Here is a 12,690-nt window from a genome sequence, read left to right as displayed (position 1 = left end):
CATCTTTTGCCGGTGACCCAAGTCATAGGCGATTGAGTTGCGCTGCGTGGTCGGGAAATGCCCAGGAGTGACGGAACGTGACTCGGGTTTCCTGTTACACCCCCTAGTGCATCGGGGCGCAAGCTGTAACACTTGTCCTCATGTATGGCAACGACTTCTCCGCCCCTGGCGACGCGCCGGACCACGCGCCGGACGACGCGCCCGGCGCCGGCCTGCTCGGCGAGGTCGAGGCGGCCGAGGCGGAGCTGCGTGCCGCCGCCGCCCGCCAGCGCCGCGGCGGCCCCGCACCTGACGAAGACCTGGCGGCGTACTTCACCGAGGTGGTGGACGCCGAGCAGAAGATCGAGCCGCGCGACTGGATGCCCGAGGCGTACCGCCGGACGTTGATCCGGCAGATCGCCCAGCACGCCCACTCCGAGATCATCGGCATGCAGCCGGAGGGCAACTGGATCAGCCGGGCGCCCTCGCTCAAGCGCAAGGCGATCCTGCTCGCCAAGGTCCAGGACGAGGCGGGCCACGGCCTCTACCTCTACGCCGCCGCCGAGACCCTCGGCATCAGCCGCGACGAACTGGTCCAGCTGCTGCTCGACGGCAGGCAGAAGTACAGCTCGATCTTCAACTACCCCACTCTGAGCTGGGCCGACGTGGGCGCGATCGGATGGCTGGTGGACGGCGCGGCGATCGTCAACCAGGTGCCGCTGTGCCGCTGCTCCTACGGCCCGTACGCGCGGGCGATGATCCGCGTCTGCAAGGAGGAGTCGTTCCACCAGCGCCAGGGTTACGAGATCCTGCACACCCTTGCGCACGGCACCCCGGAGCAGCTGGCCATGGCGCAGGACGCGGTGGACCGCTGGTGGTACCCGTCGTTGGCCATGTTCGGCCCGCCGGACGGCGACTCCACCCACTCCGCCCAGTCGATGGCCTGGAAGATCAAGCGCTTCTCCAACGACGACCTGCGTCAACGCTTCGTCGACATGTGCGTCCAGCAGGCGGAGGTCCTCGGGCTGCGCATCCCCGATGACGACCTGCGCTGGAACGAGGAGCGGCAGGCGTACGACTACACCCAGCCGGACTACGACGAGCTGATGCAGGTGATCAAGGGCAACGGGCCGTGCAACCGGGAGCGGATGGCCCACCGCCGGGCCGCCCACGCCGACGGCGCGTGGGTACGCGAGGCCGCCGCGGCGTACGCCGCCAAGCGGGCGGACAAGAGGGAGAAGGTGGCCGCGTGAGCAACGAGCACTCGCCTCTGTGGGAGGTCTTCGTGCGGGCGCGACGGGGGCTGTCGCACACGCACGTCGGCAGCCTGCACGCCCCGGACGCCGAGCTGGCCCTGCGTAACGCCCGCGACCTCTACACCCGCCGGCAGGAGGGCGTGTCGATCTGGGTGGTGCCGGCGGGCGCGATCACCGCGTCCAGCCCGGACGAGAAGGACTCCTTCTTCGACCCGGCCGCCGACAAGGTCTACCGCCACCCCACCTTCTACGAGGTGCCGGACGGGGTGGCGCACCTGTGAGCGAGCGGAGCGAGCGAACCAGCCAGCCCAGCAGCGGGGCGCTCCGCGCCGCCGCCGAGCGAAGCGAGATGGTGGCGTGAACGGGCCGTTCGGCTTCGCCCTGGCCCTCGGTGACGACGCGCTGGTCGCCGCGCAGCGGCTCGCCGAGTGGACGACCCGCGCGCCGGAGATGGAAGAGGACATCGCGCTCGCCAACATCGCCCTCGACCAGCTCGGTGCGGCCCGCCTGCTGCTGTCGTACGCGGGTGAACTGGAGGCGGCAGGTCGGGACGAGGACGCGCTGGCGTACCTGCGTGACGACCGCGAGTTTCGCAACGTGCTGCTGGTCGAGCTGCCCAACGGCGACTTCGCGGTGACCATGGCGAAGCTGTTCTTCCTGGCGGCGTACCAGTTGCCGCTCTACACCGCGCTCGCGTCGTGCGCCGACGAGCGGCTGGCCGCCATCGGCGCGAAGGCGCGCAAGGAGTCGGCGTACCACCTGGACCACGGCGCGCTGTGGGTCAAGCGGCTCGGCGACGGCACCGAGGAGTCGCACCGCCGGATGCAGGAGGCCGTGGACCACGTCTGGCCGTACACCCACGAGTTCTTCGCCGCGGACCCGGCGGCGCCTGTCGACCCGGCGGGCCTGCGACAGGCTTTCGACGAGACCGTCGGCCCGGTGCTGGCCGAGGCCACGCTCACCCGGCCGGAGCGCGGCTGGGCGCCGACGGGCGGGCGGGCCGGCGTGCACACCGAGCACCTGTCCTACCTGCTTGCCGAGATGCAGGTGCTGCACCGCGCCCACCCCGGGGCGAAGTGGTGACCGACGCGCGAACGGCGGCGGCGAGCGTGGTGGACCCGGAGATCCGGGTGATCACCATCGACGAGCTGGGGATCCTGCGCGCCGTCGAGGAGGACGGGGCCAGTGGGCGGGTCACCGTGACCATCACGCCGACGTACACGGGTTGCCCCGCCATGGACGTGATCCGGGCCGACGTCCGGCGTGCGCTGGCCGTAGCCGGCTATCCGGACACCGAGGTGCGGACGGTCTACACCCCACCGTGGAGCACCGACTGGATCTCCGACACCGGGCGGGCCAAGTTGGCCGCCGCCGGGATCGCCCCGCCGGCCCCGGCGTCCGCACCGGGCGTGGTGGCATTGACCCTCGCGGTCCGTTGCCCGCTCTGCGGCTCGCCGGACACCGAGCAGGTCAGCCGGTTCGGCTCGACCGCCTGTAAGGCGCTGTGGCGCTGCCGTTCCTGCTCCGAACCCTTCGACCACCTGAAGGCGCTGTGACTGTCACCATCTCCCGGCCGGTCCGCCGCCGGCCGGCCTTCCACCCGCTGCCGGTAGACGCCGTCGACCGGCTCACCGACGACTCGGTCGCGGTCACCTTCGCCGTAGGAGAGGAGTTGCGGGAGGCGTTCGCGTTCCGCGCCGGTCAGCACCTCACCGTCCGGCGGGTGACCGACGACGGCGACGACGTACGCCGGTCGTACTCCATCTGCTCCACCCCGGACGACCTGGCCCGGCGCGGCCGGCTGCGGATCGGGGTGCGGGAGATCCCCGGCGGCGCGTTCTCGGCGTTCGCCTGCGGCGCGCTGCGCCGCGGCGACACCGTCGAGGTGATGACGCCGCTGGGCACCTTCACCACGGCGTTCGCGGCGGACCGGGTGCGGCACTACGGCGCGGTCGTCGCCGGCTCCGGCATCACCCCGGTGCTCGCGCTCGTCGGGACCGCCCTGGCCGTCGAGCCGGCCAGCACCTTCACCCTGGTGTACGGCAACCGCACGGCCAACCGCGTGATGTTCGCCGAGGAGTTGGCCGACCTGAAGGACCGCTACCCCACCCGGCTGCACCTGGTGCACGTGCTGTCCCGGGAGCAGGGTGAGTCGCCGCTGCTCTCCGGTCGGATCGACGCCGACCGGCTGGAGCGACTGCTGGGCACCATCGTGCCGGGCGACGTCATCGAGGAGTGGTTCCTCTGCGGCCCGTACGGCATGGTGGTCGACGCCCGGGACGTGTTGACCGCGCGTGGGCTGCCGGAGTCGGCGGTGCACACCGAGCTGTTCCACGTCGACGGGCCGCCGGAGCCGGTGGCCCGCCCCGCCGATCAGCCGGGCACCGGCACGGACGTCACAATCGTGCTGGACGGCCGGTCGTCGAGCTTCTCGATGGGCCGCGAGGAGCGGGTGCTGGACGCCGCGTTGAAGGTCCGGGGCGAGCTGCCGTACGCCTGCAAGGGCGGTGTCTGCTCGACGTGCAAGGCGAAGGTCGTCGACGGTGCCGTCACGATGGCCCGCAACTACGCCCTGGAGCCCGACGAGGTGGCGGCGGGCTATGTGCTGACCTGCCAGTCCAGCCCGACCACCGACAAGCTCACGGTCGACTACGACGCCTGAGCGGCTCCTTGCGCAGATCTTGGACACTTTCCGTTCCGAGCTGACGGGAACTGTCCAAGATCTGGGCGCTGGACGGGGCAGCGTGGACTGACACCGCCCTGGGGCGCTCGTCACCGGTGACGGAGGGGCGTGCCGGCCGCTGAGCGGGCGACGTAGGCTCGGGACGTGACGGTGAGCCGGGAGATCGACGACATCCTGCAGCGTGGCGCGGACGGCGGGCGGATCACGCCCGAGGAGGCGCTGCTGCTCTACACCGAGGCGCCCTTCCACGCGCTGGGCGAGGCGGCGGACGCGGTGCGCCGGCGGCGCTACCCGGACAACATCGTCACCTACCTGATCGATCGCAACATCAACTACACGAACGTCTGCGTGACGGCGTGCAAGTTCTGCGCGTTCTACCGGGCGCCGAAGCATGCCGAGGGGTGGACCCACCCGACCGAGGAGATCCTGCGCCGGTGCGGCGAGGCGGTCGAGCTGGGCGCGACCCAGGTGATGCTCCAGGGCGGCCACCACCCGGACTACGGTGTCGAGTACTACGAGGAGCTGTTCTCCTCGGTCAAGCAGGCGTACCCGCAGCTGGTCATCCACTCGATCGGGCCGAGCGAGATCCTGCACATGGCCAAGGTCTCCGGCGTGAGCCTGGACGAGGCCATCGCCCGGATCAAGGCCGCCGGCCTGGACTCGATCGCCGGCGCCGGCGCGGAGATGCTGCCCGAGCGCCCGCGCAGGGCCATCGCCCCGCTCAAGGAGTCGGGGGAACGCTGGCTGGAGGTCATGGAGCTGGCCCACCGGCAGGGCGTCGAGTCGACCGCGACAATGATGATGGGCACCGGTGAGACGCACGCCGAGCGGATCGAGCACCTGCGCATGATCCGCGACGTGCAGGACCGCACCCGTGGTTTCCGGTCGTTCATCCCGTGGACGTACCAGCCGGAGAACAACCACCTCAAGGGCCGTACCCAGGCGACCACGCTCGAGTACCTGCGCCTGGTCGCGGTGGCCCGGCTCTTCTTCGAGACCGTGCCGCACCTGCAGGCGTCCTGGCTGACCACCGGCAAGGACGTCGGGCAGTTGTCGCTGCACATGGGCGTGGACGACCTCGGCTCGATCATGCTGGAGGAGAACGTCATCTCCTCGGCCGGCGCCCGGCACCGCTCCAACCTGCACGAGCTGATCGGCATGATCCGCTCCGCGGACCGGATCCCGGCCCAGCGGGACACCCTCTACAACCGGCTCGCGGTGCACCACACGCCGGCCGACGACCCGACCGACGAGCGGGTGGTGTCGCACTTCTCCTCGATCGCGCTTCCCGGCGGCGGCGCCGGGAAGTCCCTGCCACTGGTCGACGCCCGTTGACCGCCGGGCGGCCGCTGGCTGCCCGGTGTGAACGTCCGTTGCACGGTGGGTGACGCTCGTCGTAGCCCACCGACTCGTCCGAACGCTGACCGTCGTTGCCCGGACAGGCGGACTCTGCGGCACGGTTGTCGGAGCGTCACGCGAGTCATCAACGACAATCAGTGTCAATGCGGACAAGCCTGGGACGATCCCGACCCCGCAGCCCGGCCTGGCCGTTTGTGGGGGATAGCGCGGGTGATCGGCAGCCGATAACCTCCGCGGGTCCATCCATGAGCCAGGCACACGGGGGCACCTCAGATGAACGTACGCAGCCGGGTTTCTGCCCGGATCGGGGCGGCGGCGCTGCTCGCGGCCGGGGCGGTCGGGCTGGCCGGGGCGCCGGCCCAGGCCGCCGACACCAAGGCCGACCTGGAGATCTCGGTCGCCGGCACCAGGCTGGCCGAGGGTACCAAGGGCAAGATCGGCTTCATGAAGGTCAAGAACAACGGTCCGGGTACGCCGAGCGCCCTCACCGTCGGCGTCGACCTGTCCGGCATGCACGACGAGCGGATCATCTCCCTCCCGCTCGGGGAGAACTGCAAGGGCGGCCCGGGCTCGACCATCGAGTGCACCGTGCCCGCGGCGCAGATCCCGGGGCCGGGTGAGACGCTGGAATTCCCGATCTTCACGGCGAAGGCAGCCGTCGGCTACGACGGTGGCGACACGCAGGTCGGGTTCTTCCTCCGGTCGGCGGACGACACCACCCCGGACAACAACATCAAGCAGGTGAAGCTGGAGTTCGACGGCGAGCCGGGCGTCGACCTGGGTGTGGTCGCGCCGGACGTGAAGACCAGGCTCAGCCTCGAGGGCGGTGTGGTGTCGGAGCAGTCCCCGCTGTACCCGGGTGACCAGGCCGTCTTCGTCGGCGAGATCGTCAACCAGGGCGACACCATCGCCAAGGGCGTGGAGTTCACCGTCCAGCTGCCGAAGGGCGCCACCTTCAGCGAGCAGTACGACGGCTGCGAGTACTCCACTGACCTGCGCACCGCGACCTGCACCGACGAGGCCGACCTCATCGGTGCCGACCTGGGGCTGCTGATCACCTTCCCGATCAAGGTGGCGCCCGGCGTCAAGGCACCGGTCGCTCTGCCGAACGGCTCGCTGGTCGCCGACGCCCTCGGCGTCGCGCCGGCCGGCACCCCGTTGCCCGGGGCGGGCCGCAAGGCGGGGATCGAGAACGTCCGGATGCTGGCCAAGGGTGAGCGCGTCACCGACGTGGACCCGACGGACAACAGGGACGATTTCGCGGTCATCGTCGCGGCCAAGGGCGGCTCTGGCGGTGGCACCGGCGGCGACGACGGCGGTCTGCCGGTGACGGGCGCCAAGGCGGGTCTCATCGGTGGCATCGGCGTGGCCGTGCTGCTCGCGGGTGGTGTGATGTTCCTGGTCGCCCGGCGGCGTCGGGTGGTCCTCGTGGCGCCGGCCGACGAGCGGCCGACCGCCTGAGAAAGTCCTCCATCGGCCCAGGCGGGCCGTTCATATAACGCACGGCGGTACGGGCGGGATGGGTGACCATTCCGCCCGTACCGTTTGGCCGGTCCAGTCCGGACGGTTGAAATCCGCCGCCCAGGCTGGCGCCGCAGATTGACCTTCGATAACGTCCGCTCGTTCCGCAACCCGTTCTTTCTTCCCTACCCCCGGGGGACCGATGACAGCGTTCCACCGCTCGGCCCTGGCCCGCGCCGGTGTCGTGGCCCTGCTCGCGGCCGGTGGCCTGGCCACCGTGGCCGCCCCGGCGCAGGCCGCCGACCAGGCCGATCTGGCCCTGGTGCCGATCAGCACCGAACTCGCCAAGGGCGTCAAGGCGGCCAAGGCCAAGCCGTTCAAGTTCCGGGTCGACAACAGCCGGAGCACGGTTGCCGCCACGGGTGTCAGCTACACCGCGGACACCAGCGCGTTGAAGAAGAACAAGGTCGGCGTCGTGGTGCCCGACGGCTGCCAGGTGAAGGGCAAGACGTTCACCTGCCCGCTCGGCGACCTGCCGGCCGGCACCCGCGAGGAGTTCGGCATCCCGCTGTTCTCCACCGGTGGCCGCGGTGACGCCGGCACGCTGGTGGTCACCATCACCTCGACCGCCTCCGGCTCCACGCCGATCGACACGGTCGAGCACCACATCACCGTTGCCAAGCCCGGCTACGACCTGACCAGCTGGGTGCAGGACGTCCAGGCGAACGTTGTGGTGAACGGCGTCCAAGGCGACGACCCCGACCTGCGCCCGGTGCGGCGGGGCGAGACGGTCCCGTTGGACTGGGCGGTCTACAACGACGGCAGCCGCAAGGCGACGGGCATCTTCTACGGCCTGACCCTGCCGGTGGGCGTCGCCTTCGCGCAGAAGCCGGAGGGTTGCCTCGAGCAGGTGTTCCAGGGCAAGCAGCAGCTGTTCTGCGAGGACGCCGGAGCGGTCATCAAGCCGGGCGAGTACTACACGGCGGACGTCCAGGTGACGGTCGGCGACGACGTGACCGAGCCGGTGCTGCACGAGGGCGACCTCTTCGCGTACGGCCTGGACGGCGCCGAGGGGCAGCCCGAGGAGGAGCCCGAGGTGGCCAGCTCGGCGCAGCGTAAGGCGTTCACCGAGGTCGACGAGCTGGACAACCACACCACCTTCGAGGCGTTCGTCGACCTGAGCGCGCAGCCGACGGCCACGCCGACCGCGACCCCGACCGCGACTCCGACGCCGGGGGGCACGACGACGCCGGGTGCGACCGTGTCGCCGACCACCGGTGGCGGTGGCTCCGGTGGCGGTGGGCTGCCGGTGACCGGTGTGCAGGCCGGCCTGATCGGTGGCATCGGTGGTCTGATCCTGCTCGCGGGAGGGGCGCTGCTGGTGCTCTCCCGCCGCCGCAAGGTCGTCCTGGTCGCCCCCGGCGACGAGACCTCGACCGACTGACACCGGCACGATCCGACACCGGCACGACCCGAACAGGCACGACGCGAAGGGCGGGGTGGGCGACCACCTCGCCCTTTCGCGTGTCGAGCGGACCCAGCGGCCGAGGGCTTGAGCGTGGCTGGCAGAGTGGAGCGGGTGAGCCGTACCCCGCAGGGCCAGCGAGCCAGCCTGGACAAGCAGCCGCACGAGGTCGCCGCGATGTTCGACGGCGTGGCGGAGCGTTACGACCTGACCAACACGGTGATTTCCCTGGGGCAGGACCGCTCCTGGCGCCGGGCCACCCGTGCGGCGCTCGGGCTGCGGCCGGGCGAGCGGGTGCTGGACGTGGGCGCGGGCACCGGCGTCTCGACGCGCGAGCTGGCCCAGTCCGGGGCGTACGCGGTGGGCGCCGATCTGTCCCTGGGCATGCTGTACGCCGGCAAGCGGGCACGCCCCGAGGTGCCGCTGCTGGCCGGGGACGCGCTGCGACTGCCGTTCGCCGACGCGAGCTTCGACGCGGTGACCATCTCCTTCGCGCTGCGCAACGTCAACGACACCGACGCGGCCCTGCGCGAGCTGGCCCGGGTCACCCGACCGGGTGGCCGGCTGGTGGTGTGCGAGTTCAGCACCCCGGTCAACCCGGCCTTCCGGACGGTGTACCTGTCGTACCTGATGCGGTCGCTGCCGGTGGTCGCCCGTGCGGTGTCCAGCAACCCCGAGGCGTACGTCTACCTGGCCGAGTCGGTCCGCGCCTGGCCGGACCAGGCCGCCCTGGCCGGGCGGGTCGCCGCGGCCGGTTGGGGCCGGGTGGCGTGGCGCAACCTGACCGGCGGCGTGGTGGCGCTGCACCGGGGGATCCGCCAGTAGCACGGCGCGTTTCGGGAATTTACGGCTTAAGTCCACTTTGCCCCGTACGCTCGTTCGCATGACCGGAGTAGAGCCGGCGGACCCGGTGGCCGCCACCGACGACGACGCGGCCGAACTCATCGCGCAGCTTCGCGCGTTGGCCGGTGCCGACCCGACGGACGTCCGGCAGGTGGTCGCCGAGGTGCTGGCCGCGCTGGACCGGGCGGCCGGCGGCGCGCTGCGGGAGCACCTGCCGGAGGCGATCCGGGTCGACGCGGGGTTGGACGCCTCCCGATCGGCCTGACACCCGCTGCTGTGGACGGTCGCCGGCTGTCACATCGGCGAATTAGGTACCCCTGATCCTGCGCAGGTATGACGCCGGTCATACACTCGTCCCGTCTGGCTTGTGAAGCATTTCACGAGCGTGCGGGAGGAGGCGCGAATGACCGCGGTGGAGCATGACGCCGACGTCATCGTCGTTGGCGCCGGTCCCGGTGGGTCGGCGACTGCGTACCACCTGGCCCGGCACGGCGTACGGGTGCTGGTGTTGGAGAAGACCGAGTTCCCCCGGGAGAAGGTCTGCGGCGACGGGCTGACCCCGCGCGCGGTGCGCCAGCTCATCCGGATGGGCGTGGACACCTCGCCCGAGGCCGGTTGGCTGCACAACAAGGGCCTGCGGGTGATCGGCGGCGGCGTACGCCTGGAACTGGACTGGCCCGAGCTGGCCAGCTTCCCCAACTACGGCCTGGTCCGCACCCGACTGGACTTCGACGACCTGCTCGCCCAGCGGGCGGTCGCGGCCGGCGCCAAACTGCGGACCAACGTCAACGTGCTGGGCCCGGTGCTCGACGGCGACGGCCGGGTCACCGGTGTCGAGGCGGAGGTGGGGCCCGGCAAGGAGCCCGCCACCTTCCACGCCCCGCTGGTCGTGGCGGCCGACGGGGTCTCCGGTCGGTTCCCGCTCGCGCTCGGACTGGCCAAGCGGGAGGACCGGCCGATCGGCGTGGCCGTCCGCCGCTACTACCACTCGCCGGTCAAGCACGACGACGACTACCTCGAGTCGTGGCTGGAGCTGCGCAGCAAGGACAGCGGCGACAACCTGCTGCCCGGGTACGGCTGGATCTTCGGGCTCGGTGACGGGCGGGTGAACGTCGGCCTCGGCGTGCTCAACTCGTCGTCCGCGTTCGGCAAGACCAACTACCGCCGGCTGCTCACCGACTGGCTGGCCAACACGCCCGCCGACTGGGGCATGACCGACGAGGCCAACGCCGACGGCCCGATCCTCGGCGCCGCGCTGCCGATGGGCTTCAACCGGGTGCCGCACTACACGCGCGGTGTTCTGCTCGTCGGCGACTCCGGCGGGATGGTCAACCCCTTCAACGGCGAGGGCATCGCGTACGCCATGGAGTCCGGCGAACTGGCCGCGGAGGTCGCGGTGCAGGCCCTCGCGCGTCCGGCCGGGCCGGAGCGGGAACGCGCGCTGATGGCGTACCCGAACGAGCTGAAGGCCCGGCTCGGTGGCTACTACCGGCTGGGCGGCATCTTCGTGAAGCTGATCGGCCGTCCGGAGATCATGCGGATCGCCACCAAGCACGGCATGCCCCACCCGACGCTGATGCGCTTCGTCCTCAAGTTGCTGGCCAATCTGACCGACCCCCGAGGCGGGGACGCGATGGACCGGGTCATCAACGCGATGACCAAAGCCGCGCCAGCCGTTTAGAGCGACGGCATCGGTGCTGGTCACAGCCCCGACGCCGACAAAGATCGACCCCCGCCGGCAGCCACCGCGAGGGACGTGAATAGTGTGATTTTCGTCAAGCACCGAGGGCAGGGAAGGACGAGCAGGAGAAAACGATGTCGCTCTCGCCTTACGCACCGATCATCGGGCTGTTCGCCCTCGCCGCGGCGTTCTCGCTGTTCTCCGTCGGCGCCGCCCGCTTCGCCGGTCCACGTCGCTACAACAAGGCCAAACTCGAGGCTTACGAGTGCGGCATCGAGCCCAGCCCTCAGCCGGTCGGCGGCGGGCGGTTCCCGATCAAGTTCTACCTGACGGCGATGCTCTTCATCGTCTTCGACATCGAGATCATCTTCCTCTACCCCTGGGCGGTCTCGTTCGACGCTCTGCCGATCTTCGGCTTCGTGGAGATGGTCCTGTTCATCGTCGCGGTCTTCGTCGCGTACGCCTATGTGTGGCGGCGCGGCGGCCTGGACTGGGACTGAGGAAGGAACGTCAGATGGGCATCGAGGAGAAGCTCCCCGCCGGCGTCCTGCTCACCTCGGTGGAGAAGCTGGTCAACTGGTCCCGGAAGTCGTCCGTGTGGGGCGCCACCTTCGGCCTGGCCTGCTGCGCCATCGAGATGATGGCCGCCGGTGGTCCGCACTACGACATGGGCCGCTGGGGAATGGAGGTCTTCCGGGCCTCGCCCCGGCAGGCCGACCTGATGATCGTTGCCGGCCGGGTCAGCCAGAAGATGGCACCGGTGCTGCGCCAGATCTACGACCAGATGGCCGAGCCCCGCTGGGTGCTCTCCATGGGCGTCTGCGCCAGCAGCGGCGGCATGTTCAACAACTACGCGATCGTGCAGGGCGTCGACCACGTCGTACCTGTCGACATGTACCTGCCCGGCTGCCCGCCCCGGCCGGAGATGCTCATCGACGCGATCCTCAAGCTCCGCGAGAAGATCATGTATGAGCCGCTGGGTCCGAACGGTCGCAAGATGCTGGCGGCCCGCCAGGAGCGCGGCGACGTTCCGGTCGTGCCGTACGGCTCCATGCCGTCCTCGTACCGCAACGACAAGGCCCGGCGTGCCGAGTGGACCCAGGCGGTCCGTGAGGGGCGCGAGGAGCAGTTGCGGATCGAGAACTGGATGAACGCCCAGAACCACCTCCACCCGCAGGCAGGCCCCAAATGAGCGACAAGCCCAACGACGCTGGCGTACCGCTGCCGGTGGTGCCTGCCGGCGCCACCAGCGGCGCTCCGGCCGAGCAGCCGCCGGCCAGCCCGGCGGGGCGCGGCATGTTCGGCAACCAGGGCACCGGCGACGTGTCCGGCTACGGCGGCCTGGTCCGCCCGCGCCAGCCCGTCGAGGAGGCTTCCCGGCCGTACGGGGGCTACTTCGACGAGGTCCGCGACGCGTTGGAGGAGGCGTACCCGGCCTTCGCCGACGCGATCGAGAAGGTGGTCGTGGACCGGGGTGAGCTGACCCTGCACGTCCGCCCGGAGCGGATCGCCGAGGTCTGCCAGGTGCTGCGGGACGACCTGGCGCTGCGTTTCGAGCTGTGCTCCTCGGTGTCCGGGGTGGACTACCTCGGTGCCGACGAGCGCCGGCTGCACGTGGTCTACCTGCTGACCTCGATGACCTACCGGCGTCGGATCCGGCTGGAGGCCGCGGTCTCCGTCGAGTCGCCGCACCTGCCCAGCGTCACCGCCGTCTATCCGACGGCCGACTGGCAGGAGCGGGAGGCGTACGACATGTTCGGCATCGTCTTCGACGGCCACCCCAACCTCACCCGGATCCTCATGCCCGACGACTGGGAGGGCCACCCGCAGCGCAAGGACTACCCGCTCGGTGGCGTGCCCGTCGAGTACAAGGGCGCCGAGATCCCGCCGCCGGACAAGCGGCGGTCGTACCAGTGAGCGCGAGGAGTGCAGGGGGTCGGCGCCCCATCCGCCCGCGCGAGGA

The 12,690-nt window shown here is 70.7% G+C and carries 14 protein-coding genes; all 14 read left to right on the top strand.

Annotation, left to right across the window (positions count from 1 at the left end; all coding sequences use genetic code 11):
- Window positions 1-140 precede the first annotated feature (140 nt).
- The 14 genes from paaA to ACGFIE_RS02705 all read left to right on the top strand — a co-directional run bounded on the left by paaA (window position 141) and on the right by ACGFIE_RS02705 (window position 12,644).
- A complete protein-coding gene (paaA, locus tag ACGFIE_RS02770) occupies window positions 141-1,232 on the top strand; it encodes a 1,2-phenylacetyl-CoA epoxidase subunit PaaA (RefSeq protein ID WP_363681383.1) in 1,092 nt (363 codons plus the stop codon).
- Window positions 1,229-1,516 carry a 1,2-phenylacetyl-CoA epoxidase subunit PaaB gene (gene paaB, locus ACGFIE_RS02765; RefSeq protein ID WP_234584771.1) on the top strand — a complete coding sequence of 96 codons (288 nt, stop codon included), beginning with the start codon at window positions 1,229-1,231 and terminating at the stop codon, window positions 1,514-1,516. The genes paaA and paaB overlap by 4 nt, the downstream gene beginning before the upstream one ends.
- A gap of 76 nt (window positions 1,517-1,592) precedes the next feature.
- Window positions 1,593-2,318 (top strand): 1,2-phenylacetyl-CoA epoxidase subunit PaaC, encoded by a 726-nt coding sequence (paaC, locus tag ACGFIE_RS02760; protein WP_393290332.1) that lies wholly within the window; start codon window positions 1,593-1,595, stop codon window positions 2,316-2,318.
- Window positions 2,315-2,791 (top strand): 1,2-phenylacetyl-CoA epoxidase subunit PaaD, encoded by a 477-nt coding sequence (gene paaD / locus ACGFIE_RS02755; RefSeq protein ID WP_393290329.1) that lies wholly within the window; start codon window positions 2,315-2,317, stop codon window positions 2,789-2,791. The genes paaC and paaD overlap by 4 nt, the downstream gene beginning before the upstream one ends.
- On the top strand, window positions 2,788-3,897 hold the full coding sequence (gene paaE, locus ACGFIE_RS02750) for a 1,2-phenylacetyl-CoA epoxidase subunit PaaE (RefSeq protein ID WP_393290327.1): 1,110 nt from the start codon (window positions 2,788-2,790) through the stop codon (window positions 3,895-3,897). Before paaD ends, paaE begins: the two co-directional genes overlap by 4 nt.
- Before the next feature lie 165 nt (window positions 3,898-4,062).
- Window positions 4,063-5,253, top strand: coding sequence for a cyclic dehypoxanthinyl futalosine synthase (gene mqnC / locus ACGFIE_RS02745; RefSeq protein ID WP_393290324.1), 1,191 nt, complete (start codon window positions 4,063-4,065; stop codon window positions 5,251-5,253).
- A 297-nt stretch (window positions 5,254-5,550) separates the two neighbouring features.
- The gene (locus tag ACGFIE_RS02740) at window positions 5,551-6,738 is read left to right on the top strand and encodes a cell wall anchor protein (RefSeq protein WP_363687926.1); all 1,188 of its coding nucleotides are present in this window, start codon (window positions 5,551-5,553) and stop codon (window positions 6,736-6,738) included.
- A 202-nt stretch (window positions 6,739-6,940) separates the two neighbouring features.
- The gene (locus tag ACGFIE_RS02735; RefSeq protein WP_393290321.1) at window positions 6,941-8,182 is read left to right on the top strand and encodes an LPXTG cell wall anchor domain-containing protein; all 1,242 of its coding nucleotides are present in this window, start codon (window positions 6,941-6,943) and stop codon (window positions 8,180-8,182) included.
- Window positions 8,183-8,317: 135 nt separating this feature from the next.
- Window positions 8,318-9,028: a demethylmenaquinone methyltransferase gene (locus ACGFIE_RS02730; RefSeq protein WP_039907192.1), complete on the top strand. Its 711-nt coding sequence runs from the start codon at window positions 8,318-8,320 to the stop codon at window positions 9,026-9,028.
- Between the two features lie 58 nt (window positions 9,029-9,086).
- Complete coding sequence (locus ACGFIE_RS02725) at window positions 9,087-9,311, top strand: hypothetical protein (RefSeq protein WP_363687922.1); 225 nt, start codon at window positions 9,087-9,089, stop codon at window positions 9,309-9,311.
- 138 nt (window positions 9,312-9,449) lie between these two features.
- Window positions 9,450-10,727: a geranylgeranyl reductase family protein gene (locus tag ACGFIE_RS02720; RefSeq protein ID WP_234584654.1), complete on the top strand. Its 1,278-nt coding sequence runs from the start codon at window positions 9,450-9,452 to the stop codon at window positions 10,725-10,727.
- Window positions 10,728-10,861: 134 nt separating this feature from the next.
- Entirely contained in the window at window positions 10,862-11,227 is a 366-nt protein-coding gene (locus ACGFIE_RS02715) for an NADH-quinone oxidoreductase subunit A (protein ID WP_007454588.1), read from the top strand.
- 14 nt (window positions 11,228-11,241) lie between these two features.
- Window positions 11,242-11,919, top strand: coding sequence for an NADH-quinone oxidoreductase subunit B family protein (locus tag ACGFIE_RS02710; protein ID WP_007454590.1), 678 nt, complete (start codon window positions 11,242-11,244; stop codon window positions 11,917-11,919).
- Window positions 11,916-12,644, top strand: a complete 729-nt coding sequence (locus ACGFIE_RS02705) for an NADH-quinone oxidoreductase subunit C (protein ID WP_393290318.1) — start codon at window positions 11,916-11,918, stop codon at window positions 12,642-12,644. The genes ACGFIE_RS02710 and ACGFIE_RS02705 overlap by 4 nt, the downstream gene beginning before the upstream one ends.
- The last annotated feature ends 46 nt before the right edge of the window (window positions 12,645-12,690 follow it).

This window comes from Micromonospora sp. NPDC049275 (genome assembly GCF_043197115.1).
Lineage (GTDB): Bacteria > Actinomycetota > Actinomycetes > Mycobacteriales > Micromonosporaceae > Micromonospora.
This window is presented reverse-complemented; position numbering and strand designations above follow the sequence as displayed.